The 24,668-nt window shown below is 35.8% G+C and carries 24 protein-coding genes; 9 read left to right on the top strand and 15 right to left on the bottom strand.

The features are described from left to right. Positions 1-3: 3 nt before the first annotated feature. The 10 genes from rpmH to K9M53_RS14720 form a co-directional block, all read right to left on the bottom strand. Positions 4-171 carry a 50S ribosomal protein L34 gene (gene rpmH / locus K9M53_RS14765; RefSeq protein WP_224016364.1) on the bottom strand — a complete coding sequence of 56 codons (168 nt, stop codon included), beginning with the start codon at positions 169-171 and terminating at the stop codon, positions 4-6. Between the two features lie 137 nt (positions 172-308). Further along, complete coding sequence (gene murI, locus K9M53_RS14760) at positions 309-1,133, bottom strand: glutamate racemase (protein ID WP_224016362.1); 825 nt, start codon at positions 1,131-1,133, stop codon at positions 309-311. Between the two features lie 67 nt (positions 1,134-1,200). Beyond that, positions 1,201-1,740 carry an OmpH family outer membrane protein gene (locus K9M53_RS14755; RefSeq protein ID WP_224016361.1) on the bottom strand — a complete coding sequence of 180 codons (540 nt, stop codon included), beginning with the start codon at positions 1,738-1,740 and terminating at the stop codon, positions 1,201-1,203. A gap of 65 nt (positions 1,741-1,805) precedes the next feature. Beyond that, positions 1,806-2,318, bottom strand: coding sequence for an OmpH family outer membrane protein (locus K9M53_RS14750; protein WP_224016359.1), 513 nt, complete (start codon positions 2,316-2,318; stop codon positions 1,806-1,808). Positions 2,319-2,343: 25 nt separating this feature from the next. Then, entirely contained in the window at positions 2,344-5,076 is a 2,733-nt protein-coding gene (locus K9M53_RS14745) for a BamA/OMP85 family outer membrane protein (RefSeq protein WP_224016357.1), read from the bottom strand. 172 nt (positions 5,077-5,248) lie between these two features. Further along, positions 5,249-5,995, bottom strand: a complete 747-nt coding sequence (locus K9M53_RS14740) for an isoprenyl transferase (RefSeq protein ID WP_224016355.1) — start codon at positions 5,993-5,995, stop codon at positions 5,249-5,251. Positions 5,996-6,082: 87 nt separating this feature from the next. Next, the gene (porG, locus tag K9M53_RS14735; protein WP_224016353.1) at positions 6,083-6,943 is read right to left on the bottom strand and encodes a type IX secretion system protein PorG; all 861 of its coding nucleotides are present in this window, start codon (positions 6,941-6,943) and stop codon (positions 6,083-6,085) included. Positions 6,944-7,033: 90 nt separating this feature from the next. After that, on the bottom strand, positions 7,034-7,912 hold the full coding sequence (locus tag K9M53_RS14730) for an NAD kinase (protein ID WP_224016351.1): 879 nt from the start codon (positions 7,910-7,912) through the stop codon (positions 7,034-7,036). 125 nt (positions 7,913-8,037) lie between these two features. Further along, a complete protein-coding gene (locus K9M53_RS14725; RefSeq protein ID WP_224016349.1) occupies positions 8,038-8,700 on the bottom strand; it encodes a CBS domain-containing protein in 663 nt (220 codons plus the stop codon). 67 nt (positions 8,701-8,767) lie between these two features. Next, entirely contained in the window at positions 8,768-9,544 is a 777-nt protein-coding gene (locus K9M53_RS14720) for an alpha/beta fold hydrolase (protein ID WP_224016348.1), read from the bottom strand. 274 nt (positions 9,545-9,818) lie between these two features. On the opposite strand from K9M53_RS14720, the gene K9M53_RS14715 reads away from it, so the two are divergent. Then, positions 9,819-10,667, top strand: coding sequence for a polysaccharide deacetylase family protein (locus K9M53_RS14715; RefSeq protein ID WP_224016346.1), 849 nt, complete (start codon positions 9,819-9,821; stop codon positions 10,665-10,667). 78 nt (positions 10,668-10,745) lie between these two features. On the opposite strand, the gene K9M53_RS14710 is transcribed toward K9M53_RS14715, so the two are convergent. Then, a complete protein-coding gene (locus K9M53_RS14710; protein ID WP_224016344.1) occupies positions 10,746-11,153 on the bottom strand; it encodes an MGMT family protein in 408 nt (135 codons plus the stop codon). Then, a complete protein-coding gene (gene trmB / locus K9M53_RS14705; RefSeq protein ID WP_224016341.1) occupies positions 11,128-11,835 on the bottom strand; it encodes a tRNA (guanosine(46)-N7)-methyltransferase TrmB in 708 nt (235 codons plus the stop codon). The genes K9M53_RS14710 and trmB overlap by 26 nt, the downstream gene beginning before the upstream one ends. 171 nt (positions 11,836-12,006) lie before the next feature. Here trmB and K9M53_RS14700 point away from each other — a divergent pair, with 171 nt between their 5' ends. Both K9M53_RS14700 and K9M53_RS14695 read left to right on the top strand, forming a co-directional pair. Beyond that, a complete protein-coding gene (locus tag K9M53_RS14700; protein ID WP_224016338.1) occupies positions 12,007-12,738 on the top strand; it encodes a metallophosphoesterase in 732 nt (243 codons plus the stop codon). Positions 12,739-13,107: 369 nt separating this feature from the next. Next, on the top strand, positions 13,108-13,584 hold the full coding sequence (locus tag K9M53_RS14695; protein WP_224016335.1) for an Lrp/AsnC ligand binding domain-containing protein: 477 nt from the start codon (positions 13,108-13,110) through the stop codon (positions 13,582-13,584). Here K9M53_RS14695 and K9M53_RS14690 read toward each other — a convergent pair. Further along, on the bottom strand, positions 13,581-14,678 hold the full coding sequence (locus tag K9M53_RS14690) for an ABC transporter permease (protein WP_224016333.1): 1,098 nt from the start codon (positions 14,676-14,678) through the stop codon (positions 13,581-13,583). The genes K9M53_RS14695 and K9M53_RS14690 overlap by 4 nt on opposite strands. A 70-nt stretch (positions 14,679-14,748) precedes the next feature. On the opposite strand from K9M53_RS14690, the gene K9M53_RS14685 reads away from it, so the two are divergent. Further along, the gene (locus tag K9M53_RS14685) at positions 14,749-15,405 is read left to right on the top strand and encodes a DUF2490 domain-containing protein (protein ID WP_224016330.1); all 657 of its coding nucleotides are present in this window, start codon (positions 14,749-14,751) and stop codon (positions 15,403-15,405) included. 41 nt (positions 15,406-15,446) lie between these two features. Here the strand turns inward: K9M53_RS14685 and K9M53_RS14680 are convergent, their stop codons facing one another. Further along, on the bottom strand, positions 15,447-16,583 hold the full coding sequence (locus K9M53_RS14680) for a glycosyltransferase (protein WP_224016328.1): 1,137 nt from the start codon (positions 16,581-16,583) through the stop codon (positions 15,447-15,449). Positions 16,584-16,720: 137 nt separating this feature from the next. On the opposite strand from K9M53_RS14680, the gene K9M53_RS14675 reads away from it, so the two are divergent. The 3 genes from K9M53_RS14675 (at position 16,721) to K9M53_RS14665 (ending at position 19,733) form a co-directional block, all read left to right on the top strand. Beyond that, the gene (locus K9M53_RS14675) at positions 16,721-17,161 is read left to right on the top strand and encodes a MarR family winged helix-turn-helix transcriptional regulator (RefSeq protein WP_224016326.1); all 441 of its coding nucleotides are present in this window, start codon (positions 16,721-16,723) and stop codon (positions 17,159-17,161) included. Positions 17,162-17,218: 57 nt separating this feature from the next. Beyond that, positions 17,219-19,000, top strand: a complete 1,782-nt coding sequence (locus K9M53_RS14670; protein ID WP_224016323.1) for an acyl-CoA dehydrogenase family protein — start codon at positions 17,219-17,221, stop codon at positions 18,998-19,000. Between the two features lie 208 nt (positions 19,001-19,208). Then, entirely contained in the window at positions 19,209-19,733 is a 525-nt protein-coding gene (locus K9M53_RS14665; protein ID WP_224016320.1) for a CPBP family intramembrane glutamic endopeptidase, read from the top strand. A gap of 25 nt (positions 19,734-19,758) precedes the next feature. Here the strand turns inward: K9M53_RS14665 and K9M53_RS14660 are convergent, their stop codons facing one another. Next, positions 19,759-20,907 (bottom strand): GAF domain-containing sensor histidine kinase, encoded by a 1,149-nt coding sequence (locus K9M53_RS14660; protein WP_224016318.1) that lies wholly within the window; start codon positions 20,905-20,907, stop codon positions 19,759-19,761. 197 nt (positions 20,908-21,104) lie between these two features. On the opposite strand from K9M53_RS14660, the gene K9M53_RS14655 reads away from it, so the two are divergent. Together K9M53_RS14655 and K9M53_RS14650 are read left to right on the top strand one after the other, a co-directional pair. Beyond that, positions 21,105-22,802 carry an N-acetylmuramoyl-L-alanine amidase gene (locus K9M53_RS14655; RefSeq protein WP_224016315.1) on the top strand — a complete coding sequence of 566 codons (1,698 nt, stop codon included), beginning with the start codon at positions 21,105-21,107 and terminating at the stop codon, positions 22,800-22,802. A 169-nt stretch (positions 22,803-22,971) separates the two neighbouring features. Continuing rightward, positions 22,972-24,024, top strand: coding sequence for a 2-oxoacid:ferredoxin oxidoreductase subunit beta (locus K9M53_RS14650; protein WP_224016312.1), 1,053 nt, complete (start codon positions 22,972-22,974; stop codon positions 24,022-24,024). Positions 24,025-24,668: the final 644 nt, after the last annotated feature.

Here is a 24,668-nt window from a genome sequence, read left to right as displayed (position 1 = left end):
GGTTTATTTTTTAGTACCACGTTCGCTTGAAACAGTTAGCTTCCTGCGTCCTTTTCTGCGGCGTGCAGATAATACTTTACGTCCGTCTGCAGTTTGCATGCGCTTGCGAAAGCCATGTACTGTTTTTCTGCGACGTTTATGAGGTTGATAGGTCCTTTTTTTACCAGGCATTGTTTTAAGTTTTTCCTTTTACAAAATATTTTTTCTGTTTACATCCACCAGGGCACCATCCCTGCTGTTTGTGAAAGGACGGCAAAGGTAGGGTTTTTAATTAAAAATTGGTAATTAATAACTAAGAATTTTGTGATTTAAAGATGTAAATGGGTTGATTTTACTGGTTTTCCGAAGAAAACAGCTGCATGATTGTCAAAATCTTGGGTAGAATCGGTGGTATAAAATGAGATTTTTCCACCTTTGCTGCATTTTGATTCTATCTCTGAATGACGCTCCAGGTAATCTGACAAACTATCCGCAACAATTTTTCCCTGAGAAACAATGCTTAACTTTTCAGGCACATACTTTTTGATCTTATCGATCAACAAAGGATAATGGGTACAAGCCAATAAAATCGTATCGATATTTTGTGATTGAGCTAATAAATTACGAATGTGTTTTTCTACAAAGTAGTCTGCTCCCGGAGTGTCGTATTCATTGTTCTCTACTAATGGCACCCAGGTTGGAGCTGCTTCCTGGTGGACTTTTATGTCTGGATAAAACTTTGCTATTTCAATGGGATAGGAATTCGATTGTACAGTACCGTTAGTACCCAGAATACCAATCTCGTTTGTTTTGGTAAAATTGCCAATAATTTCTGTTGTGGGGCGAATAACGCCTAACACTCTTTTACTGCCGTCTAACTTAGGAAGATCATTTTGCTGTATTGTTCGCAACGCTTTGGCAGAAGCTGTATTACAGGCCAGCACTACCAACGAACACCCTTGTTTAAAAAACCACTCTACACATTCCAATGTATATTGATAAACAGTTTCAAAGCTTCTGGGACCATAAGGAGCACGGGCATTATCACCCAAATACAAATAATCGTATTCAGGAAGCTTTGCAACAATTTCTTTTAAAACTGTTAAACCACCATAACCGCTATCAAATACACCAATAGGCTGATATTCTTTCATTCATCAAAAATAATAAAGCCATCTTGTTTTAATAAGATGGCTTTGTATAATTATTATTTATAATTAATTATTGTCCGATGGGCTTTGTTACCGGTGTTTTTGTAGACGGGACATCTTTAATGCCTAATTTCTTTTTTACCAATGGTAAAATGTCATCTCCCGGAGGACTAACAATTAATGCTGCTGCGTCTAATACGTAAGTGTAGCCACCATCTTTTGCTGCATCTTTAATGGCATCTAATGCTTTAGAACGTATAGGAGCCAACAATGTTTGTTGTTTTTCCTGTAATAACTGTTGTGAAGTTTGATTCCAGTTCTGAACTTTTTGATACAATGCGATCAAATCGTTTCTTCTTAATTCTTTTGCTGCTGAAGATAGTTTGATAGAATCTCTGACAAACAAGCTGTCTTTTTCATTCAGTTCCTGCAAATATTCATTGCCTTGTTGTTGTAATGAACTTTGATAATCCTGTAATTTACTATTGGCATCTGCAGCTTCAGGCATTGCCGATATTAAATCTTCTGTACTGATGTAACCAATTTTACCTTGCGCAGATGCTCCAAATACACTTAACACCAATGCGCCTGCTACGAATAGTTTTTTCATTTCCTGATTTTAATATTTACGTATTATTTTTTGTTTTGTAATGGACGATCTATGTATAGGTAAGTTTATTTAATGCCTAAATTCTTTAATACATCGTCGCTTCTATCCAATTTTGGGTCGGCAAATATAACGGTAATTCCTTCACTTTTATCCAAAATAAAATCAAAGGATTTTTCCACTGCCAGCTTTTGAATAGCAGAGTAAACTCTGTCTTGTATTGGTTTTATCAGTTCTTGTCTTTTCTTAAAAAGATCGCCCTCAAAGCCAAAACGCTTTTTTTGTAGGTCTCTTAAAGCTTTCTGGCGATTGTATAATTCGTCTTCCCGTTTTTGCTTTAATTCATCGCTAAGCATCACCTGTTCTGCATCATAGCTTTTTAGCATACTATCCAATTGAGATTGTTTGTAGTCGATCTCTTTTTGCCATTGTACGCTAATGGAATCTAATTTTGCCTGTGCCTGTTTGTATTCGGGAACTTTATCTAAAATGTATTTACTGTCGATAACAGCATATCGTTGTGCGGTGCCAACAAAACAAAAAGACAACAACGCAATTGAAATAATTAATAATTTTTTCATAAACAGAAATATTTATCAGCTTCAATTATTCTGGTTCCTGGCCTAACATGAATGTAAATTTAGCAGCATCTGTAAAACCTACATTCGGACCGATCTTATCAATTCCAATACCATAATCAAATCCTAGCAAACCAAACATTGGTAAGAAAAAGCGCATACCTACACCAACGGAACGACGCAATTTAAAAGGATTATAATCTTTAAAATCGTACCAACCATTTGCTGCTTCAAAAAATGCCAATCCGTAAATGGTGCTTGTCGGACTGGTACTAAACGGATAACGCAACTCCATGGTGTACTTGTTAAAGATAGTAAAGAATTGAGACGGAGTAACATTCTCAGGGTTTATTTTTGGATCAGAAGAGGAGTAAACAGGATACCCTCTTTGAGCAATGATATCATATCCCAATAATGCAAAACTATTACTTAAACCAGCATCGCCCAATTGAAAACGCTCAAATGGAGATACTTGCAATTTGCTATTGTATTTACCTATAAAGCCATATTTGGCAGCAAACTTTAATATCAACTGCTGATTTTTATCTGCTCCGTGCCCTCGGCCAATAGGTACATAATATTCGCCGTTAAAACGCCATTTATGAAACTCAGGCCATGCGTATTGATTGGCTGTAGTTTTTGTCCAGCCTAATAAAGAATAAGGCAATGTAAACTGTCCGCTTAAGAAAAAGTTAGACCCGCCTATTGGGAAAATAGGATTTCCTAATGTGGCATTACGTGCTAATGTTACCTTGAAATTGATGTTATTGGAGTTGCCATTGCTAAGTCCTGAAAATATTCCGGAATAATTTTTTAGATCATACCGTTGGTATTCTAATGAATAAATCAAAGAGAAATAATCATCCGGCCATTTTAATTGTTTGCCTAATGAAACTGATACACCCATTGTTCTGATAAAAGAAGTATCGGCACAGGCAGAACAATAATTACCATAAGGATCTACAGCATTTGAATATTTTGTGCTGGATAATGCTACAGTTAATGAATTTCTTCTTTTGCCGCCTAACCATGGTTCGGTAAACGAAAAGCTGTAAGAGCTATATGCTTTACCGTTAGATTGAACACGGGCGCTTAAACGTTGTCCATCACCAGAAGGCAAAGGGTCCCAGGTAGATTTTTTGAAAATATTATTGATGGAAAAGTTATTAAAGGTTACGCCCAGTGTACCGGTTAACCCAATACCACCACCCCAGCCTGCAGAAAGCTCTAGCTGATCACTCGATTTCTCTTCTACCTGCCAACCAATATCTACGGTTCCATTATCTGCATTCGGTACTACGTTCGGTGTTATCTTTTCAGGGTTAAAAAATCCTAATTGGGATAGCTCTCTTTGTGTACGGATAATATCGGCACGACTGAATTTTTCTCCGGGAACTGTTCTTAGTTCTCTGCGGATAACATATTCTTTTGTTTTTTCGTTTCCTGATATATCTACTTTACCAATAGTTGCCTGTGGTCCTTCCTGGATTCTTATTTCAAAATCAATTGTATCATTATAAACTGCCGTTTCAACAGGATCGATACGGAAAAACAGGTATCCGTCATCCATATACAAGCTGCTGATATCGCCACCTTCTGCTGTTAATTCTTTACCTAAACGCTTATTTAATAATTCAGCATTATAGATATCACCTTTTCTTATACCTAAGAACTGAGACAATAATGAATCGGCATATTTTGTATTTCCTTTCCAGCTGATATTGCCAAAGTAATATTTACCTCCCTCATTTACTTTTATAAATAAATTAAGGTTGCCTTGTTTATTTCTGTTAGAGGCAGTATCGATAATAGATACATCTCTGTAACCTTGTGAGTTATAATAATCAACTATTTTATCTCTGTCTTCATCATACTTTTTCTGACTGAATTTGGCAGAGCTGAAAAGTTTTAAATGAAGATATGGATCCAATATCTCTTTTGTTTTTGGAGGAGATAAGAAATCCAAGTTCTTTACGTAGTCTTTAAATGAAGTTGATGGTTGAGTTGAGTCTCCAAAAGGATTTACGATTTTTTCAGGGTAAAGCGTAATGCGGTTCATCACTTTTGTTCCCTTCATTTGTTTCTTTAGCTTGATAGAGCTGATGGTATGGTTTCCTGAAATATTAACAGAGTTAACTTTTACTTTGCCTCCTTTATTAACGTAAAAGGTCATTGTTTCCGAATTAGCTAAAGAGTCCATTTCTTCTTTTAATTCCACACTTACATTACCATATCCTTTTTCTACATAAAACTTATGGATCGCTTCTAAAGCATTCAGCTTCATATTTTCGGTAACTACTCTGCCTTTTGTTAATGCTGATTTTGTAGTTAGGTCTTCAGCTTCTCCTTTTTTAACTCCAACAAATTTTACCGAGGTTAAACGTGGGCGCTCAGTAATATCAATTTCAATGCTTAAATTATTACCAACTAAATTGGTAAAATACAATTGCACATCTGCAATTAAATTCTGATTCCACAGCTTATTGATGGCTTTGCTGAAGACATCGGTACCAGGTATCTGTACTTTATCGCCAACTTGTAAACCTGAAATAGAAATGATAAGATTTTTATCAAAAGCCTTTGTTCCTGTTACAACAATGTCAGAAATAACATATTCTTTAGGAACTCGTGATTCGAAAATGTGTACCAAGGCAGGGTTAACAGAAGCGGAGGCTGGTGGTATCGAATCTATCTGAGCTGTTGCCTTACTACTTACAAATGCTATGATAATAAATATAAAACTCTGGTAGATCCGGTGCATTAACTGTTTTTTTACGGTCGGCAAATTACTTGCAATTATGAAAACGAATTGTTAAATGAAAATTGTTTAGCTTTTTTAGAATCAATGACTTAAAACTTTAAGGGTGAATCGTAAGCAGTGAGCTGTTAATGTTGACGTATTCATTTCTCACGTTTCACCTCTCACGTTTTCACTATTGTGCCTGTACCTGGTCACTGGTTTTACCAAAACGACGCTCCCTGTTTTGAAAATCTATGATAGCCTCGTATAAATTTTCTTTTCTGAAATCAGGCCAGCGAACATCTGTAAAATACAATTCTGCATAAGCCAGTTGATATAATAAAAAATTACTAATTCTATGTTCGCCACTGGTTCTTATCATCAGTTCGGGATCAGGAAAATTTTTGGTAGCCAGGTAATTTTTAAATGTTTCCTGGGTTACATCACCTGGTGTCAATCTTCCATCTGCCGCCTCTGTTACAATTTGCTTAAGTGCTTGTTGTATTTCCCATTTGCTGCTGTAACTCAATGCCATTATCAGGTTCAAGCCGGTATTGGCGCTTGTTTCATTTATTGCTTCTGCTAACTCATTTTGAGCATTGCCGGGCAACATGCTGATATCGCCAATTACATGCAGCTTAATATTGTTTTTGTTAAGCGTAGGTACTTCTTTACGGATGGTATCTACCAATAATTCCATTAGTCCTTTTACTTCATATTCAGGTCTGTCCCAATTTTCGGTGCTAAATGCGTATAAAGTAAGATATTGTACACCCAATTCTGCGCAACCTTCTACATTAGCCCGCACACTCTCAACTCCATGGAAATGTCCAAATAGCCTGTCTTCACCTTTTTCTTTTGCCCAGCGTCCATTGCCATCCATAATAATTGCGATGTGCGATGGCAGAAGATCTTTATTTATAGAATCTTTCAAACTCATTAAGTCTAAAAATTAGCAGGTCAGGCTTTTACACCTGACTCTGGCGGGCAAAAGTAATGAAATTTAGTTGCAATAAAGGGTTAGCCATTAATATTCTGCCGAAGGACAACGATAATCGCTAAAAGTAAAAGAAAGCCCTATTTCTGCAATAATATATTGATCTTTTTGCTTGCTCCAGCCTCTTTGACGCCCTTCAACACCAATAGGAGTGCCATAATTATAGCTGCGGTCTTGTAATAAGCCCGCATCCGAAGGTTGACCATTGGGTAGGGTAGGAAATTTATCCGCACCAACATAAGTGGTACTTACATCATCAATATAATCAGTATTAGTAAGGCGATGTGTTATTTGAAAAGAAAGATTAGTTCGGTTGCTGATATTATATTTTATGCCAATACCAACAGGGAAACAAAAGGCCATTGAGCCATAAGGAGAGCGAACATTTCCTTCTGCATCTTTATAATTAATATTTTGTCCTTCGGTACCGAGTGGACGAAGATAAACTTTGCGGCCTTGTACATAGGCATAAGGATCATACGTAAAAATGCCGGCACCAATAGATATAAAAGGAGTGAAAAAATATTTATCATCTCCAGGAACGAATTTAAAAAAATTGAAATCGCCATGCACTGCCAGCTCCCAGATATCGGTATTGAAGCTTAAGTTTCTTAATCTTTGAAAACTGTTATTATTATAGATATCGCTGTATCCTAATTGGGTATAATGTGCACTTACCCGCATGCCGAGGTAATTATTAAATTGCTTTAAGTAAAAGATACCAACTGCAGGTTTCGGATGGCTAAAGGAGGAGCTGGGGTTTAGATCGCCAAAATAATTCGACACGCCCGCAGTAAAACCAAATTCACCCTGTAAAAATTCGCCAAATTGTGCATGGGCATTAAAACCTACCACAACGGCGAAAAGGATGATAATGGTTTTCTTTTTCATGGTTGCAAAAATAACGCATTGTTGCTCAAAAACGTATGTATAGCAATATTGTTGCCATGTTATAAAAGAGATTAACAAGCCTGCAACATTTTAATTTCTTTTATCTGCTCCCCACATTAATTTGTTGCGAAGTGTTTGGAGGAAATTATTTTCGTTTAAGCGGATAAGGTTTATTTCGAAGCTCTCTTTTTTAACTGCTAACTGCGCTTCTTTTGGAACAACCTGCCTGCGACTATCCAATGTACAAATATAGCTGTCTGTTCTTCCTTCTACTTCAAATGAAATAATATTATCGTCAGGAATTACGATGGGACGTATGTTTAAGTTATGGGGTGCAATAGGTGTAATTACAAAACTTTTGCTTTCAGGAAAAACAACGGGGCCATTACAGCTTAAGGAATAACCTGTAGAGCCGGTTGGTGTGGCAACAATCAATCCATCAGCCCAATAAGTGTTTAGAAATTCACCATTCAAATAAGTATGAATCTTTATCATTGATGATGAATCTTTTTTCTGAAGCGTAAATTCGTTCAGTGCATAGGGCATTCCATTGAACAATGGAATATCACCATCCAGGTGAATCAATGTTCTTTTATCTAAAACATATGTTCTCTCAACTAACGACTGGATGGCAGAATGTAATTCCTCTTTACCAATATTTGCTAAAAATCCCAAGCGTCCATAGTTAATGCCTAATACAGGGATGCCTTTATCTTTAACCATGGTAACAGTATCCAGCAAAGTGCCATCACCACCAAGGCTGATAAGGCAATCAATGGATTCATTCAAATCGTCTGCAGAGGTAAAAGTGGAATATTTACCTTTTATATTGATGGCAGAATAAAACTGGTTGAAGAAATCTTGCGAGAAAACCGGCTCTGCTTTATATGAATTCAATTCTTTCAACAACAACGCCATATCGTTATGCTGATTATTTTCTATTCCGCGACTGTAAATTGCTATACGCATGTAATGTAAAATACTGAATCTTAACGTAAAAATATGTTTATTTCACAAAGTTCACAATGAAACATAATGTAACAAAGGTTTGCTTTGTGTACTTGTATTCTTTGTTTAGTTACGTGAAATAGAAATTAAATGTCGAGGTAATTCATTAGATGGCGGAAGTTACTGTGAATGTCGTTCTCAAATTTTTCATTACCGAAGTAGCCGACTATATTATATTCATACCGTTCAAAGGTGTTAACAATAGAAGCTACTTCCTTTTTATTTAACTGAAGCGTAACCGTTAGTATGCCAGTATCGGGGTGGATAACAGTATTGAGGTGCAATATGGTAGCATCGTTGCTTTCAACAATACGGCTGATCTCTGAAATAGCAAACTGGTGCCGTTCCATTTGCAGCACAATGATCCCGGCGATTGCATCCGCTCCTGAAAAATTACCTAATAACTTTAAAAGATTAGCCGTAGTAATAACGCCGGTCAATTCTTTTTCTTCGTTAATGACCGGTACAATAGAAGTATCAAATTGATTGGAGAAACTTACTGCAGAAAGAAAATGTTCGTTCTCATTTACATACTGTAGCAAAAAACTTTCCTGTAAAGTTTCCAATGTAATGGTTTCATCTTCTGCTTCCAGCAAATTGTTTTCACTAACCAATCCTAAATATTTTTCGTTGGAAACAACAGGTAAATGCTCTACCCTAAAATCATTCATCAGCTGCAATGCCTTATTTACCGAGTCGTTCGGGTGTAAGCGAGGTATTGAGTTGTTTATGAAATCTGTGGTTAACATAATAAGAATGTTACTGCTAAGATAGTAACGCAATTCTCCTGTTTAAAGTATTAAAAAGAAAAATATGTTAAACTACGGGTAATTCTTTTTTATGGCTTGCCAAAAAAGTCTCCAGCACTTTATTGAACTCTTGCGGCACTTCCATCATAGGAGCATGACCACATTTATCGATAAAATGCAGCTCGCTATTAGGAATTAATTTATGAAATTCTTCTGCTACAAATGGAGGTGTAATACCATCGTTATTACCCCAAATGAGACAGGTAGGTTGTTTTATTTCTTTCAATTCATCACCCAGGTTATTGCGAATAGCGCTTTTTGCCAGGGCAATTATTTTGATAACCTTTATACGATTATTGGTTATTTCAAATACTTCATTCACCAATTCATCAGTTGCCATGGCAGGATCGTAAAACGTAAGCTCAGTTTTTTTACGGATGTATTCCTTGTCGCCGCGTTTGGGATAAGTATCACCCATGCCGTTTTCAAATAAACCAGAGCTTCCTGTAAGGGTCAGCGTTTTTATTTTTTCGGGATGTTTTAAAATATACACCAACGCAACGTGCCCACCCAATGAATTGCCTAACAAATGAATGTTATTATACTTGCGATGCTCAACAAATTTTTGAACAAACTTTTGTAAACCGCCAACAGATGTATGCAGCAGATCCATTTCCAGCAACGGTAACATCGGTACAATTACCTTATAAGACCGGCTGAAATATTCAATCAGGTCTTTAAAATTGCTTAATGCACCAAACAATCCATGAAGTAATAACAATGGCTCGCCTTCGCCCTCTTCAATAAACTTAAATTTCCCGTCTTGTTTAATTTCGTAACTCATTCTGATTTAAAGCAATGTCAATAGATTGCAAAATAACTGATTTACTGCAAAAAAGTCTATTTAAAATTATAGTGCATTATTAATAAATTAATAAGTGTTGCTAAAGTCAATTCCAGTCATCAACATTCATTTAATTGCTAATAGGTTTGCCATGAAGAACAAAATATGGTACAGTTTGTTGCAAACATGCTTTACATAATTCTTAACATCAAAAACTTGCAAAACACCTGTTTGCAATAATATCTTCATAGTACCAAATTTTACCCAAACATTTATGAACCAAGGTTCCGAAGCTGAGCAGGCCGCTTCAATCATCTTCAAAAACATTTTTATTACTGTTGTTCTTTCTGCCTGTCACTATCGTGAGAATGAAACAACTACTACAGTTCATCCAATTAAAATTTCACACGAAGACACTACTGTAAAAGTTGCTGTTAAGCCTGCGCCTAAAAAGAAAAAGCGCAAAACGCTGTACTTAACGTTTGACGATGGACCTAACAAAGGCACCCGTAAAGTGATGCATATTGCAGAGAAGGAGCAAATTCCTATTACCATGTTCATTATTGGCGAACATGTATATGCAAGCAGGGAACAAACAACTACTTTTGACAGTCTTGTTCAATGTAAAATGATTGAATTGGAGAATCATAGTTTCTCTCATGCCTTCAACAATCGGTATGTAAAATTTTATACTTGCAGTGATTCTGCTGTTAAGGATTTTATCCGATGTGCCGATAGTCTTCATTTAACCGATAAAATAGTACGAACTCCCGGTAGAAATATCTGGCGAACAGAAAACATTACTGCTACCGATATTAAAGCAAGTACTGCAACTGCGGATAGTTTGCGAAGCAAAGGTTTTACTGCAATTGGATGGGACCTTGAATGGCACTTTGATAAGAACTTAAAGCTTGAAAGTACCAGCGATGAAGTTTTACAACAAATAGATAGTGTATTTGCAAAGGGTAAAACCAAAACTCCCGATCAGTTGGTATTATTGGCGCACGACCAGGTTTACGCAGATGCAGATGACTCTTCTCAATTAAGCGACCTGGTGAAAAAATTAAAAGCAAAAGATGAATATGATTTTGATATCATTTCTAATTATCCGGGATTGAAGTAAATTATTGTTATCCGTACGCCTATCTAAAACTCTACGTAAAAGCTAAGTCCACAGTTGTAGAACTGTGGCTTTTTATATTTATATAGATAATTCTGTTGCAGGATCCCAAAACAGTTCTTTAAATTTTACAACAGTATCCTTCTTTACTTCAATTTTTTCTTTTTTCAATAATTCTTCCATTAGTGTTGGTGTAGCAAAATGATGCTTACCTGTTAACATTCCATTACGGTTAACTACCCGGTGAGCAGGAACTTTTGGTTTGGCAAAACCTGCTGCATTCATTGCCCAGCCTACCATGCGGGCAGATAATTTTGTTCCAAGATAAGTAGCAATAGCACCATATGAGGTTACCCTCCCTTTGGGAATTTGACGTACTACATCATATACATCTTTAAAAAAAGAATATTCTTTTGCCTTCCCTTCAACAGGAAGATCAATGGCTTTTTTGATCGGTGTTTTTTTATCCTTCAATTTTACTTTGCTCATGCTGTAATAACTGTGTTAATGCTTCATCTTTATCAATAATGATCTCAGGCAATTTAAATTTAAGATAAAATATTTTATCGCTTTGTGCAATGTCCAATCCTTCATAATGAGTTTTGATTTTTAATTCTTCATTATTGCTTTTTGCATATACATCATCGCAATCATCAATTAATATTAATTGATACAATTCTATTACCAACTTCGTAAAATTATACAGATCGGGAGAATCTGTTTTTAAATGAATAAAGCCATCCGGCTTTAAAAGTTTTTTATATAAACGTAAAAAGCGTGGGTGGGTCAAGCGTTTTTTTGCACGGGAAGTTCTTAATTGCGGATCAGGAAAAGTTATCCATATTTCATCTACTTCATTCACCGAAAAATAATCCGGTAATTTTTCTATTTGCGTACGTACAAAAGCAGCGTTGGTAATATTTTCATCCAAACATTTTTTTGCACCAATATAAATACGGTTTCCTTTGATATCTATGCCAATAAAGTTTTTATCAGTATATAATTTCGCAAGGTTAACGGTATATTCTCCTCTGCCACAAGCCAACTCCAATACAATAGGATGATCATTTTTAAAAAAAGTATTCCATTGTCCCTGCATTCCTTCAGGATATTCCAAAACATTGGCAAAAGTTTTTATTGCGGCAAAACGCAGCAGTTTTTTTTGACCCATAACCTGCAAATATAAAACCTCTGCGTATGAGTAAACAATTTGGTAATGAAATGCATATCATCTATCTTTCTCGCATTATATATATAAAATATTTAAGGTAAATTGATCAACTTGTTTTCTCTTAAATTGATGTTAGCATATTTAAGTTGAAAACTATTGCTTACAATAATTATGAGACAAGTATTTGCTATTGGTGATATTCATGGTGGATTAAAAGCATTGCAGGAACTTTTGGCTGTTATGCCTTTACAAAAAGAAGATACCATTATTTTTTTAGGAGATTATGTAGATGGCTGGAGCGAAGCTTCAGGCGTAATTGATTTTTTAATGGAGTTGGAATCAAAACAGTCCTGCATATTCATTAAAGGCAATCATGATGTATGGTGCCTGGAATGGTTGCAAACAGGAACTGTAAATGAGCTTTGGTTTTCGAGTGGGGGTGAAGCAACTATAAAAAGTTATGCTGGGATAACGAAAACAAAAAAGAAACAACATATTAATTTCTTGGAACGCTTACGGGATTATTATGTAGATGATGATAATAAGTTGTTCATACATGCAGGGTTTTCCTCGTTAAGAGGTCCGCAGCATGAGCGGTATCCGGCTAATTATACATGGGATAGAACACTTTGGGAAATGGCGATCGCTATGGATAAAAGCTTGCCGGTCAGTTCTCCTTTTTTTCCTAAACGGTTACAGCTTTTTAACGAGATATATATTGGACACACGCCTACGGTGAAGTATAAAATAGATGTTCCTATACAGGCGTATAATGTTTGGAATATTGATACCGGCGCCGCTTTTAAAGGAAAGCTTTCGGCAATCAATGTTCAGTCAAAACAATTTTGGCAAAGCAAGCCTGTGTTTAGTTTTTATCCAAATGAACATGGCAGGTATATCTAGAACTTATTGGAAATAAAAAAGCCTTTGTGAATTTCACAAAGGCTTTTTGCTGTAGGGGGAGGGGTCGAACCTCCACGGAGCAGTTAGCTATAGTGCAAAGATTTAGTGGTCAATCCTGGTCGGCCTGACGGTCGGCTCTACACTAAGTTTATCCCGTAATCTCCACCCCCGAGACAAGAGGGCATGTCTGCCAAAGATTTCATCACCCCACAATTTTCTACATCAGCAGATGTAATAAGAACTTTGATAAGACAAAATTATATAAAAATGCCTGTACATTAAAAATATTTTAATAAAAAATTTGTAAATATAGAATTTATTCAATAAATTAGCATTATTGTTGAATCACAACGAAATTGTCTTTGTAAAATGGCATCAAAATTAAATCTCGACAAACTGGATCTACAGATCATTCATGAAATGATGGAAACTGCGGAAATATCCTACGCTGATTTGGGGAAGAAGTTATTTGTCAGCGGTGGAACGATTCATGTACGCATTAAAAAACTTCAGGAATTCGGTATTGTTAAAGGTACAAAACTCAATGTAGATCTCAAACAATTAGGGTATGATATTACTGCATTTGTTGGTATTTATTTAGAAAAAAGCTCCTTGTATGATTCTGTTGCCAAGGATTTGCAAAGCATTCCGGAAATTGTTCGTCTTAATTATATAACAGGTAACTATAGTATGTTCATTGAAATTGTCTGCAAGGATATTACTCAATTGCGTTACGTGTTACATGATGCCTTACAAAAAATAAAAGGGATTGAACGCACCGAAACTTTTATTTCGTTGGAAGAAAGCTTTTACAGAAATGTTCAGGTAGCGCCAAAAGAAGATTAAGCCCGCACGTCCAACGCATCTCTCAATCCATTCCCTAACAAATTGAACGCCAGTACTAGTAACATGATAGCAAATCCCGGAATAAGTGCCAGCAAAGGATTGTGCGTAATAATGAAATTATAATTCTCTTTTATCATTAATCCCCAGCTAGGTTGTGGCGGCTGAATACCGATGCCTAAAAAGCTCAGTCCCGCTTCAATAATTATAGCTGTTGCAAAATTTCCAGCTGCGATAACCATTACAGGTCCTAGTATATTAGGAAGGATATGTTTTACAATAATTCTAACATCATTTAAGCCTAATACTTTTGCTGCCTGAACATATTCCAATTCTTTAACAGCAATTACCTGCCCACGTACTAAACGTGCAACACTCACCCACATGGTTAGTCCAACAGCAATAAATATTTGCCAGAAGCCCTTGCCTAAAGCCAGCGTAATAGCAAATACAAATAATAAAGTTGGTATACTCCAGGTTACATTTACCAGCCACATGATAATTTCGTCTATCCATCCACGGTAGTACCCGGCGAAAGCGCCTAAAATAATTCCGATAGTAAGAGAAATAAGTACAGCAATTAAACCCACGGCCAAACTTATTCTTGTACCAATAATTAGCCTGCTTAAAATATCACGACCAAATTTATCTGTACCTAACCAATATTTTTTAGTAATTATATTTTCTTGATTTAATTTTTCAGGATGATGATTAGTGAGTTGATTAACAGAATAGGTTTGTAAAACTGTTGTGTCTTCATCAACATATTTATTTACAGTTATTATATCTCCTTTAATAGTATAAGCGGTTATTGGAATTAACCTGTATTGGTTTTGTCTGCCGGATAATAAATATTGAAACCAATTAGCATTGTTATTTCTTATATCTGGAATTTTTAAGAAAAGTTGCTGATAGCCTGGTTTTTTGGCTTGTATTTCTACTGTTTGCAGATCTGCGTTAGGAGAAGAATCAGGAGCCAGGTAATAAGCGAATATTGCCATCAATACGGCAACTATAATTATTATTAAACCAAATAAAGCTCCTTTGTTTTTTTTCAGGCGCTTCCATAATCCCGGTAATAATAAAATCGAAGACATTTAGATGACAAATAAGTTTTAACGAATTTAAAAGAATCTTTGCAGCATTTTTGCAAATCAATAAAAGACTATGAGAAAAATACTTTTAGCTGTATTACTTCTTGCTGCAACACATACGTTCGCACAACAATCAAAATTTGGCAACTGGCTTATTTATTTCGGTAATGGGAAAATAAGTGATAAATGGAGTATCTGGACGGAAGCTCAATACCGTAGCTATAATATTATTGACGACAGAGAACAATTATTGCTTCGTACTGCAGCTATGTATAATATAACACCTGATGTAAGTGTTGCACAAGGGTATGCTTTTGTTTCAGGCAGAGTGTATAATGCAGGAGGCAAAGTAACTCATACAACAGAACATCGTTTGTATCAACAAGTGTTGTTAAAGCAAAAAATAAATCGTGTAAGCATATCACATCGTTATCGTATTGAAGAACGTTTTTTAGCAAGCAGGTTTCGTATGCGGTTCCGTTATTTTTTATCGGCAAATGTTCCGATAAATAAAAAGAAAATGGGAAAGGGGGCTGTTTATTTTTCTGCTTACAACGAAATTTTTTTACACGCAGATAAACCGGTGTTTGACAGGAATCGCTTGTACGGTGGATTGGGTTATGTATTCAGTAATAGATTTAGAATGGAAGCGGGAGCAATGACACAAATACAGGAAAATACTTCACGAGGTCAATTTAACCTGATTGCTTTTCACAATTTTGATTTGTAATTTTTTTATGCAAAAGAGAAAAGAAATAAGAAGAAAACGTTCTATTTTATTTTTCTGTCTTTCCATTTATAGCTACCGAATTTGCCGAGCCAACCTGCAATGATTATATACAGGATGTGAAAAGGTTGAGCTATTGGAAACCACCACAATAGTTTTTGGCGAGAAAAAAACTTTGTTACTGGAATCATTAGCACTAATTCAATAACGGTTTTTGTAATTAATGAACCAAGTAATAGTGAATAATGGATGGTGAATAGTGAATAGATGAATAATATAATAAACCAGCAATTAAATAAATACACAAACAACAATACCCAAAAAATTCTTTTATCATCATATTTATCTGCCTTGCTTGCCCAGCGTATGCGTTGGTTAAAAAAAGCCGATAATGTGCTCATGGGTTGTGTTTCAACAATAGCATCTTTCGATTTCAAATAATCTACTCTGTCTGGATAGCGGGTATAAATTTTATGCATTAAAAGCATATCATCGCCGCTGGCAATATTGTCAATTCCCTTAAAGCCGCCTACTTCTATAAATGCTTTTTTTTCATAAGCCAGATTTGCACCATTGCACATACTGTGAAATTTTTGATTTACAGATGCAGCAGTTATTCCCTGCATACTCATAAAATCGAGGGACTCGAAGGTTTCAATAAAATTTAGTTTATCGGAATTGAAATAGCAAACCGGCCCAGCTATAAACGCTGATTTTTTTTGTTCATAAAACGATGCAATGGCAGAAAGCCAGTTTTTTGAAGGAATGCAATCTGCATCAGTTGTTACAATCAGATCACCTTGTGCTTGAGCGATAGCCGTTTCGATCGCTTTTTTCTTATAAGAATTTAATTTTTCGTTTCCTGTAAAATCTTTTAATGATATCAGTCGTATAGTATTGAATGATCGCACTATCTCTGCGGTCTTGTCATCAGAATGATCATCTACTACAATTACTTCAAATAAATGAGCGGGATAATTTTGTGATAAAACAGCGTTGAGGCAAGCTTTAATATTATTTTCCTCATTTCTTGCAGGTATAATAACGGAAATGGATGCACTAAAATGTGTACTGGTAATTATCACTTCTTTTGATTGTTTCCAACCCTTGTAATAATAGCCTATCAGTACTGCATACCCTAAGAAAAAAATAACTGTAATAAGAAGAATAGCTGCTAACATGTATGTTCAAAGGTATGGGGTACAATTGAGCGGCACAAGAATGTTGCATTAAAAATCAACAATGAAAAAATATTTAATTATTGTTTTAAAAATAAACACAATTTGCTTTATATTTGAATAGTTGCTTATACAACTATATGCCCAACAACTATTTTTCAAACGGAGAACTGTATGCTTTTATGACCGGTAAAGCATCCACTGCTATTGCCAGAAGGCTGCAGAAAAATTTTAAACAAGCCGGTATTGATATAACTATTGAACAATGGAGTGTTCTGTATCATTTATGGAGAGAAGATGGACTAAGTCAGCAACAATTATGTGACTGTACATTTAGAGATAAGCCCAGTATCACCAGGCTGGTAGATAATTTAGAAAAACAAAAATTGGTGAAACGAACACTTTCTAAAAATGACCGACGTATCAATAAAATATTTCTTACAAAAGAAGCGCAGCAATTGCAGGAAAAAACAATGACGATTGCAGCCTCAACATTAGGCGAAGCATTAAAAAATGTAAAACCTCAACAAATTGAAATAGCTAAAGAAGTATTACAGGTTGTATATGAGAACTTAAGATAATTACCGAATAACTGCCGTAAAAACTGAAAATCGATTGCTCAATTAAAATAGTTTTTTATGGAAACAACATCGCTTACATCAACACAAGGTGGTGAATGGCTTATCAAAGAAAGCGCTGCCTCTGAAACTTTTATCTCCGAAGATTTTAACGAAGAACAAAAAATGGTGAAGGAAATGTGCCTGCAATTTCTTCACTCGGAAGTAATTCCTGTTATGGATAAGATCGATAAGCAGGAGCCGGGCTTAATGCAATCTTTATTGGACAAAGCCGGTGAACAAGGATTGTTAGGCACTGCCGTTCCTGAAGAGTTGAATGGATTAGGGAAAGATTTTATTACATCTACATTGGTAAATGAAGGATTGGGTGGTGGCAATTCGTTTAGTGTTGCATTAGCTGCTCACACTGGAATCGGCACATTGCCCATTTTATATTTTGGTTCCGAAGCACAAAAACAAAAGTATATTCCAAAACTGGCGACAGGCGAGTGGAAAGGCGCTTATGGCTTAACTGAACCTAATAGCGGCAGTGATGCATTAAGTGCTAAAACAACAGCGGCTTTATCTGCCGATGGAAAATATTATTTATTGAATGGACAAAAATGTTGGATAACCAATGGCGGTTTTGCCGATGTATATACCGTGTTTGCAAAAATTGATGGTGATAAATTTTCCTGTTTCATTGTTGAACGTGGCTTTGAAGGATTTACTCAAGGACAGGAAGAACATAAAATGGGAATTAAAGGATCGTCAACAGTACAACTCTATTTCCAGGATTGTAAAGTGCCTGTTGAAAATTTACTGGGAGAGATCGGAAAGGGGCATATCATAGCATTTAATATTTTAAATATTGGCAGATTAAAATTATGTGCTGCAACATTAGGTGGCTCTAAGGCTGCATTGGAAACAACAGTTCAATATGCAAAAGCAAGGGAACAGTTTAAAACGGCTATTGCCAATTTTGGCGCCATCAAGCATAAGCTGGCAGCATCTGCTATAAAAATATTTGCATCAGAAAGTGCATTGTACAGAACTGCTAAATGGATAGATGATAAAGAGAACGAATTGATACATTCAGCCAAACCATTTAATGAAGCATTACTGGGCGCAGCGGAAGAATATGCAGTAGAATGCGCCATTTTAAAAGTGAATGGAAGTGAAACGCTGGATTACGTGGTGGATGAAGGCGTGCAGATTCACGGAGGCAATGGGTTTAGCGATGAATATGCTATTAGTCGTGCTTATAGGGATAGTCGTATTAATAGAATATTTGAAGGTACTAATGAAATTAATCGTTTGCTGATAGTGGATATGATCTTAAAGAGAGCAATGAAAGGCAAATTGAATTTATTGGGTCCTGCCACGGCAATTGCAAAAGAATTAATGAGCATTCCTGAATTTGGAAATGATGATGAGACTGCTTTTACTAAAGAAAGGAAAATGATCATCAACTTTAAAAAATGTATTTTAATGGTTGCCGGTGCTGCTGTTCAAAAGTTGATGATGAATTTGCAAAGTGAAGAAGAGATCATCATGAACATTGCTGATATGGCTATTGAAACGTTTGTTGCAGAAAGTGCTTTATTAAGGGTAGAGAAATTAACTGCACTAGGGAATAATGTTTCCGTTCAGTCTGATATGTTGCAAACGCTTTTATACGATACCGCTGATAATATTAGTAAATATGCAAAGGAAGCTGTTAATTCTTTTGCCTCGGGGGATGAACAACGTATGATGTTATTAGGGATAAAACGTTTTACCAAAACAGAATCTTTTAACAGTAAAGATGCCCGCAGGCGAATTGCGGATAAATTGATTGAAGCAGAAAGATTTGCCTGGTGATGATTTTCAGATATATTCGTTTCTTTTTTGAAACAAAGAATCTATGAATTTTACCCTTGGTAAAAAAACTTATGTAATTGTTGGCGGCATTTTATTGCTGCTTGTATTAATGCTTTTCATCCCGTTATGTGTTTCCAAATCAATACAAAAAATCGATAGCAGCATATTTTGGCTTACCCGGTTCTATTGTTGGTTAGTTGCCGGTGCCATGTGGTTGTATGCCGATAAAGTTGAGAAACAAAAATTCTTGTTATGGCAAGAAAATAAATATAAGTTCTCGAAATACCTTTTATACGTTTTTGTTATTTTATTGATTAACCTCATCTTTCCTGCAATCGTTATTCTTATTCTGCAAGTATTAATGAAGACAAAAGAGCATAGCGCCAAACTTGAAGAAGTATTGCATATGCTTAAAGGGAATAATTTGCTTTTATTGTTTGCGGCAGTAACAGCAGGAATTACTGAGGAGCTTTTGTTTAGGGGATATTTACAGCCTCGGCTGGAAATGCTTTTTAAAAATGCTTTTGCGGCAATTTTAGTTTCCGCTGCTTTGTTTGCTTCAATTCATATCGGTTATGGAACTGTAAAAAATATTGTAGGTCCATTTTGTATAGGAATTGTTTTCGCCACTTTTTATTGGAAATATAAGAATATCAAAGTGCTTATTTTCTGTCATTTCTTTTGGGACCTGGCATTGCTTTACGTTTCAACTCATTACCACCTGCCTAAATAATTTATATAAAGAAAGGTTTTGCATCTTATATAAGCCCCACTTTCACTTGTAATGAATTACCAAAAGAAGAAGATGCTTGTTTGATCTTGGCTTCTATAATTTCAGCACGGGTTAATATTTTATTATACAAATTGATATTGTCTATATTGCCCTCGTTTTTGGTAACACCATCATCGTTAATATCCAAAGTAATTCCATCTTCGTTTTTAACAGCAATAAAAATATTTTTAGCAAACGAATTTTTAGCGATCTCTAACTGATATTGCGTAATACGAAATAAGTTGAGTCCTACGCTTTGTAATGCGTTTTTTATTGCATCCGCTTTGCCAACGCGTACATTTATATCGTGTTCCTGTCCGAATTGTTTAGCAAAGTCTCTTATATAATCAGAATAATCTGCATTAGTAAGAGTAGTGGGTGAAATAGATTTCGATAGAGCTTTTACCTCGCTGATCATTTGTTCTATGCTTTGTTTTGTCTTTTGCAGAAAATAAGGCTGCATATCTGTTATTTCCTGGGAAGATTGTACAAACAGTTTAGTAGCAGCAAGGGTTTGTAGCAGGTTTTCATGTAATTCATATGCAATAGAACTTTTAACACTATCCTTATCTTTCATAGCTAATTGCTTGATCCGTTTTTCGTTGGCAATTTGCCTTTCCGCCGTTTCACTTATCTGCATATTTTTAAGTCTTAGCTCTAATAAAAGAGAAACCTGTTTCGCAATTAGCTCAAGCGCATGAACATGCTGTTCGTTAAAGTCTTCCCGAACCTTTGTGTCTACAATACCTACAGCGCCTAATACAAATCCATTAGAGCTGACAATAGGGGCGCCTGCATAAAAAACGATTTTTGGCCCGGCGATTACTAATGGGTTATTATAAAACCGTTTATCGACACGGGCATTTTTAACGATCAATACTTCATTTTGCAAAATTGTATAAGCGCATAAGCCCACATTACGGCTTATGCTGGCTGTTTCCATTCCTACTGCAGCCTTTGCCCATATTCTCTCTTTGTCAATAAAAGATAATCCAACGATCGGACAGTTGCAGATATCGGCTGCTAATTGAGCAAGATCATCAAAGTTTTGATCTTTTTCAGAATCAAGAATGTTGTAGGAGTAAAGATCTTTTAAACGTAATTCCTCATTGATGGGTAAGGGAGCTATTTTCATTTCCGGATTATTTTGTGATTCGGGTCAAACTAAGATGCAAATTTCAACGATTATTCCGAGTTGCCATATAGAAGAACTTCGAAGGTGTCGACGGTATTTTAACTAAAAATGAGGTTGTATATCAATAGTATTCATAGGCTTTTCTGCTAACTTTACTTATGCAAAAACCCATTTTATTTTTTTGTTTACTAATAAGTTTGAACTCTATTGCTCAAGATGCAGGCAAATTATTTATCCGTTTGCAGCAGCCTACGAAAGAAACCATCTATACCAACTACTCAAAACAATTTATTGCCGGCGCAACTTGCAAGGGTTGTACAATTACTATTAATGATACGCCTGTAAAAGTTTATAGCACCGGCGGCTTTGCTTATCAATTAAATCTTAATGTTGGAGATAGTGACTTTATCATTGCTGCTTCTAATAAAGGAAATACAATAAACAAAAAGATACATTATTCCTTTTCTATACCTAAGCCTGCAGATACAGTTAAAGCATTAACCATTGCGTCTGTGCAAAGCTTTCCTGAAGGAAATTCGAGTTTGCAGGCAGGAGATAAAATTCAATTTAAGGTAAAAGCATTGCCTAATTGTACGGTTAGGGTAGGCAACACTGTTTTAAATGAATTGCCCGCATCCCAGACCAATGGAATGCCGGGTATTTATCAGGGTGAATACACGATTAAAGCTACGGACAGCTTTAAAAACTTTCGATTTCCGGTAGTGCTAACGGATAAGGATAATCGAAAATCATCGGCTTATACAAAAGATACATTTTCTGTTTTTGCACCTGCTTCTAATATTGCTGTTACAAAAGGAAGGTTATCTTATATAGAGTTTGGGTTAGGAAGTGATAGATTGGGGGGCTCCAAAATTGGTTATTTAGATAGCAATATATTGTTAAATATTACCGGAAAGATCGGGTATAAATACCGTGTACAATTATCTAAAACAAGAACAGCATATGTACCGGATGAAGACTTATTAACTTTTATGCCTGCCGGAACGCTTGTCCCTCGATCGCTTACAGGTAACTGGAAAGTATATGGTGATGATAAGTTTGATTATGTAACTGTAAGCTTGTCGAAACGGCTGCCATATCAATCGTTTCAATTAATTGATCCTTCAAAAATTGTAGTGGATGTTTTTGGCGCTACCAATAACACCAACTGGATAAAGCAATTTGAAAGCGCAAAAGAGGTTAAGAATGTCTATTATGAACAGATGGAAGATGATGTTTATCGTATTACGATCGAATTAAAACACCAGCAATTATGGGGTTATTGTATCTACTATAATAATTACAACGACCTGGTTATCCAGGTAAAACATCAGCCTGATAACCTGGCATTAAAAAATTTAACAATAGCTGTAGATGCAGGTCATGGGGGAACAAATACTGGAGCTGTTGGTGCAACAGGCGTTTTTGAAAAAGATATAACATTGCCGATTGCACTAAAACTGCAAGCTGCTTTACAAAAAGAAGGAGCAAAGGTCATTATGACAAGAACCCAGGAACAATACGTAGACAACCATCAACGTATACTTTTTTACCGGGACAGCATGCCCGATCTGTTGCTAAGCATTCATTTGAATTCATCGGAAGATCCGATAAATGTTAGTGGTGTAAGCACATACTATCGCTATATTTCGTTTAAGCCATTAAGTAATTTTATTTACAAACGAATGCTGGAATTAGGATTGAAAGAGTATGGTAATACCGGCTCCTTTAATTTTATGTTGAATAGCCCTACAGAGTATCCCAATGCATTAATAGAAACCTTGTTTTTAAGCAATCCTGCAGAAGAAGAAAAGGCATTAGATGAAAATTTTCAGCAGCAAATGGTTGATAAAATGGTTTTGGGCATTAAGGATTTTTTAAATAACTGTAAGTAAATAAAGGCTCACTGATGTTGTTTATATGTTGTCTGCTCTTTGTTTTGTGAGAAATTAGGCTCAACCATGTTGGCAACGTTTGCGTAATATAACAGTCAAAAAAGCGTTATTTCTTCATTAAATATTGTATTCTTACTAACTTTGCGTTTCTTAAAAATAAAGACCTATTATGAGTGCGATTGCAACAGCTCCTGCTGAAACAACAGTCAAACAACCTCTTACCGCTAAAGATTTTGCTACCGACCAGGAAGTTCGCTGGTGTCCCGGATGCGGTGATTATTCTATTTTAGCTCAAGTGCAAAAAGTGATGCCTACATTAGGTATTCCAAAAGAAAATATTGTAATAGTTTCTGGAATTGGCTGTAGCAGCCGTTTTCCATATTATATGAATACCTACGGAATGCATAGCATTCATGGTCGTGCGGCAGCAATTGCCAGCGGTTTAAAAGCTTCCCGTCCTGAATTGAGCGTTTGGGTAGTAAGCGGCGATGGAGATAGCTTAAGTATCGGCGGTAACCATACCATCCATTTTTTACGTAGAAATTTCGATATCAACATGCTGATCTTTAACAACCAGATATATGGTTTAACAAAAGGTCAGTATTCGCCAACTTCCGAAGAAAATAAGGTAACCAAGAGTACTCCAATGGGAAGTATCGATCATCCATTTAACCCGATGGCACTGGCATTGGGCGCAGATGGTAGCTTTATTGCACGCAGCATGGATCGCGATCCTAAACATCTGCAGGCAATGTTAATTCGTGCACAACAGCACAGGGGTGCTTCTCTTTTAGAAATATATCAAAACTGTAACATCTTTAATGATGGTGCGTTTGAAGTATTTACCGAAAAAGGAACTAAAGCAAATGAAACCTTATTCTTAGAGCAAGGTAAGCCATTGGTTTTTGGTGCAGAAAATAATAAAGGAATTAAGCTGGATGGTTTCCACCCTGTAGTGGTAGAAATTGGAAAAGATGCCAGCATTGACGAATTATGGGTGCATGATGAGAGAGATTTTTATAAAGCACAGATATTGGTTCGTATGTTTGATGATCCAAGAATTGAAGGGCATTTGCCTCGTCCGTTTGGTGTGTTCTATGAAAATGACAGAGCTTGTTATGAAGATGTAATGGCAATGCAGATCGAAGAAGCCATTGCTAAAAAAGGGAAAGGTAATTTGGATAAGCTTTTAAGAGGTAATGAAACCTGGGTCATTAATTGATCCTTTTAAATAATTAAATAAAAAGCCCCGATCGCAAAGGGGCTTTTTTATTGAGTTTTATTATTGATGCCAATCTTAATGGAATTAAAATACGAAAGCAACCCTAAAAGAGTTGCTTTCAATTCATGTGTGAGTGTGTTAGCTGAAACCTTGAAAAAGGGAGGTTTCTAAAAAAATATTTTCGGTGATATTGGTTTAAAGTTTTTAAAGGTGGGAATTGGAGATACAAACACAATTACATTAGACTTAGGATCTTAAAACGGAACAGCAGCTATTAAAAAATAGCGTTGCAATTGTGGGTTTTCAATGTATTTGGAGCTTAGCGCTATTTGAATTTATTAAGACAGCTTAGAAATTTAGGTGTTTTTCATAGACCAGCCTTTAATAAATTGCAATCGTTAGCACCCTCTTAATAGCTAATTTTATGCCAAAATGCTTTATTACGCAAAAAATATTTTGCATAACTACATGATTTCTATTTTTTTATAATATAATTACTGCTGTAAAATAATAACTTTTGCTTTCAAGCATTGCAAATTGGCGGCTCAATTAATGTTGCAACTTTAAATAGTCCTGAATTTAAAAGATGATTTACTTACTGTAAGCAGGAATACATCAACAGCCTATTTCCTTACCTTTGCACC

Source organism: Ferruginibacter albus (genome assembly GCF_020042285.1).
In the GTDB taxonomy this organism is placed as follows: Bacteria; Bacteroidota; Bacteroidia; order Chitinophagales; family Chitinophagaceae; genus Ferruginibacter; species Ferruginibacter albus.
This window is presented reverse-complemented; position numbering and strand designations above follow the sequence as displayed.

Bases quoted from the DNA above. Each gene is read 5' to 3' on its own strand.
- K9M53_RS14720 (WP_224016348.1), bottom strand. From the start codon at position 9,544: ATGAGTTACGAAATTAAACAAGACGGGAAATTTAAGTTTATTGAAGAG.
- K9M53_RS14750 (WP_224016359.1), bottom strand. From the start codon at position 2,318: ATGAAAAAATTATTAATTATTTCAATTGCGTTGTTGTCTTTTTGTTTT.
- K9M53_RS14715 (WP_224016346.1), top strand. From the start codon at position 9,819: ATGAACCAAGGTTCCGAAGCTGAGCAGGCCGCTTCAATCATCTTCAAA.
- K9M53_RS14710 (WP_224016344.1), bottom strand. From the start codon at position 11,153: ATGAGCAAAGTAAAATTGAAGGATAAAAAAACACCGATCAAAAAAGCC.
- K9M53_RS14670 (WP_224016323.1), top strand. From the start codon at position 17,219: ATGGAAACAACATCGCTTACATCAACACAAGGTGGTGAATGGCTTATC.
- K9M53_RS14675 (WP_224016326.1), top strand. From the start codon at position 16,721: ATGCCCAACAACTATTTTTCAAACGGAGAACTGTATGCTTTTATGACC.
- murI (WP_224016362.1), bottom strand. From the start codon at position 1,133: ATGAAAGAATATCAGCCTATTGGTGTATTTGATAGCGGTTATGGTGGT.
- K9M53_RS14695 (WP_224016335.1), top strand. From the start codon at position 13,108: ATGGCATCAAAATTAAATCTCGACAAACTGGATCTACAGATCATTCAT.
- K9M53_RS14650 (WP_224016312.1), top strand. From the start codon at position 22,972: ATGAGTGCGATTGCAACAGCTCCTGCTGAAACAACAGTCAAACAACCT.
- rpmH (WP_224016364.1), bottom strand. From the start codon at position 171: ATGCCTGGTAAAAAAAGGACCTATCAACCTCATAAACGTCGCAGAAAA.
- trmB (WP_224016341.1), bottom strand. From the start codon at position 11,835: ATGGGTCAAAAAAAACTGCTGCGTTTTGCCGCAATAAAAACTTTTGCC.
- K9M53_RS14725 (WP_224016349.1), bottom strand. From the start codon at position 8,700: ATGTTAACCACAGATTTCATAAACAACTCAATACCTCGCTTACACCCG.
- K9M53_RS14685 (WP_224016330.1), top strand. From the start codon at position 14,749: ATGAGAAAAATACTTTTAGCTGTATTACTTCTTGCTGCAACACATACG.
- K9M53_RS14740 (WP_224016355.1), bottom strand. From the start codon at position 5,995: ATGAGTTTGAAAGATTCTATAAATAAAGATCTTCTGCCATCGCACATC.
- K9M53_RS14665 (WP_224016320.1), top strand. From the start codon at position 19,209: ATGTGGTTGTATGCCGATAAAGTTGAGAAACAAAAATTCTTGTTATGG.
- K9M53_RS14745 (WP_224016357.1), bottom strand. From the start codon at position 5,076: ATGCACCGGATCTACCAGAGTTTTATATTTATTATCATAGCATTTGTA.
- K9M53_RS14755 (WP_224016361.1), bottom strand. From the start codon at position 1,740: ATGAAAAAACTATTCGTAGCAGGCGCATTGGTGTTAAGTGTATTTGGA.
- porG (WP_224016353.1), bottom strand. From the start codon at position 6,943: ATGAAAAAGAAAACCATTATCATCCTTTTCGCCGTTGTGGTAGGTTTT.
- K9M53_RS14660 (WP_224016318.1), bottom strand. From the start codon at position 20,907: ATGAAAATAGCTCCCTTACCCATCAATGAGGAATTACGTTTAAAAGAT.
- K9M53_RS14730 (WP_224016351.1), bottom strand. From the start codon at position 7,912: ATGCGTATAGCAATTTACAGTCGCGGAATAGAAAATAATCAGCATAAC.
- K9M53_RS14680 (WP_224016328.1), bottom strand. From the start codon at position 16,583: ATGTTAGCAGCTATTCTTCTTATTACAGTTATTTTTTTCTTAGGGTAT.
- K9M53_RS14700 (WP_224016338.1), top strand. From the start codon at position 12,007: ATGAGACAAGTATTTGCTATTGGTGATATTCATGGTGGATTAAAAGCA.
- K9M53_RS14690 (WP_224016333.1), bottom strand. From the start codon at position 14,678: ATGTCTTCGATTTTATTATTACCGGGATTATGGAAGCGCCTGAAAAAA.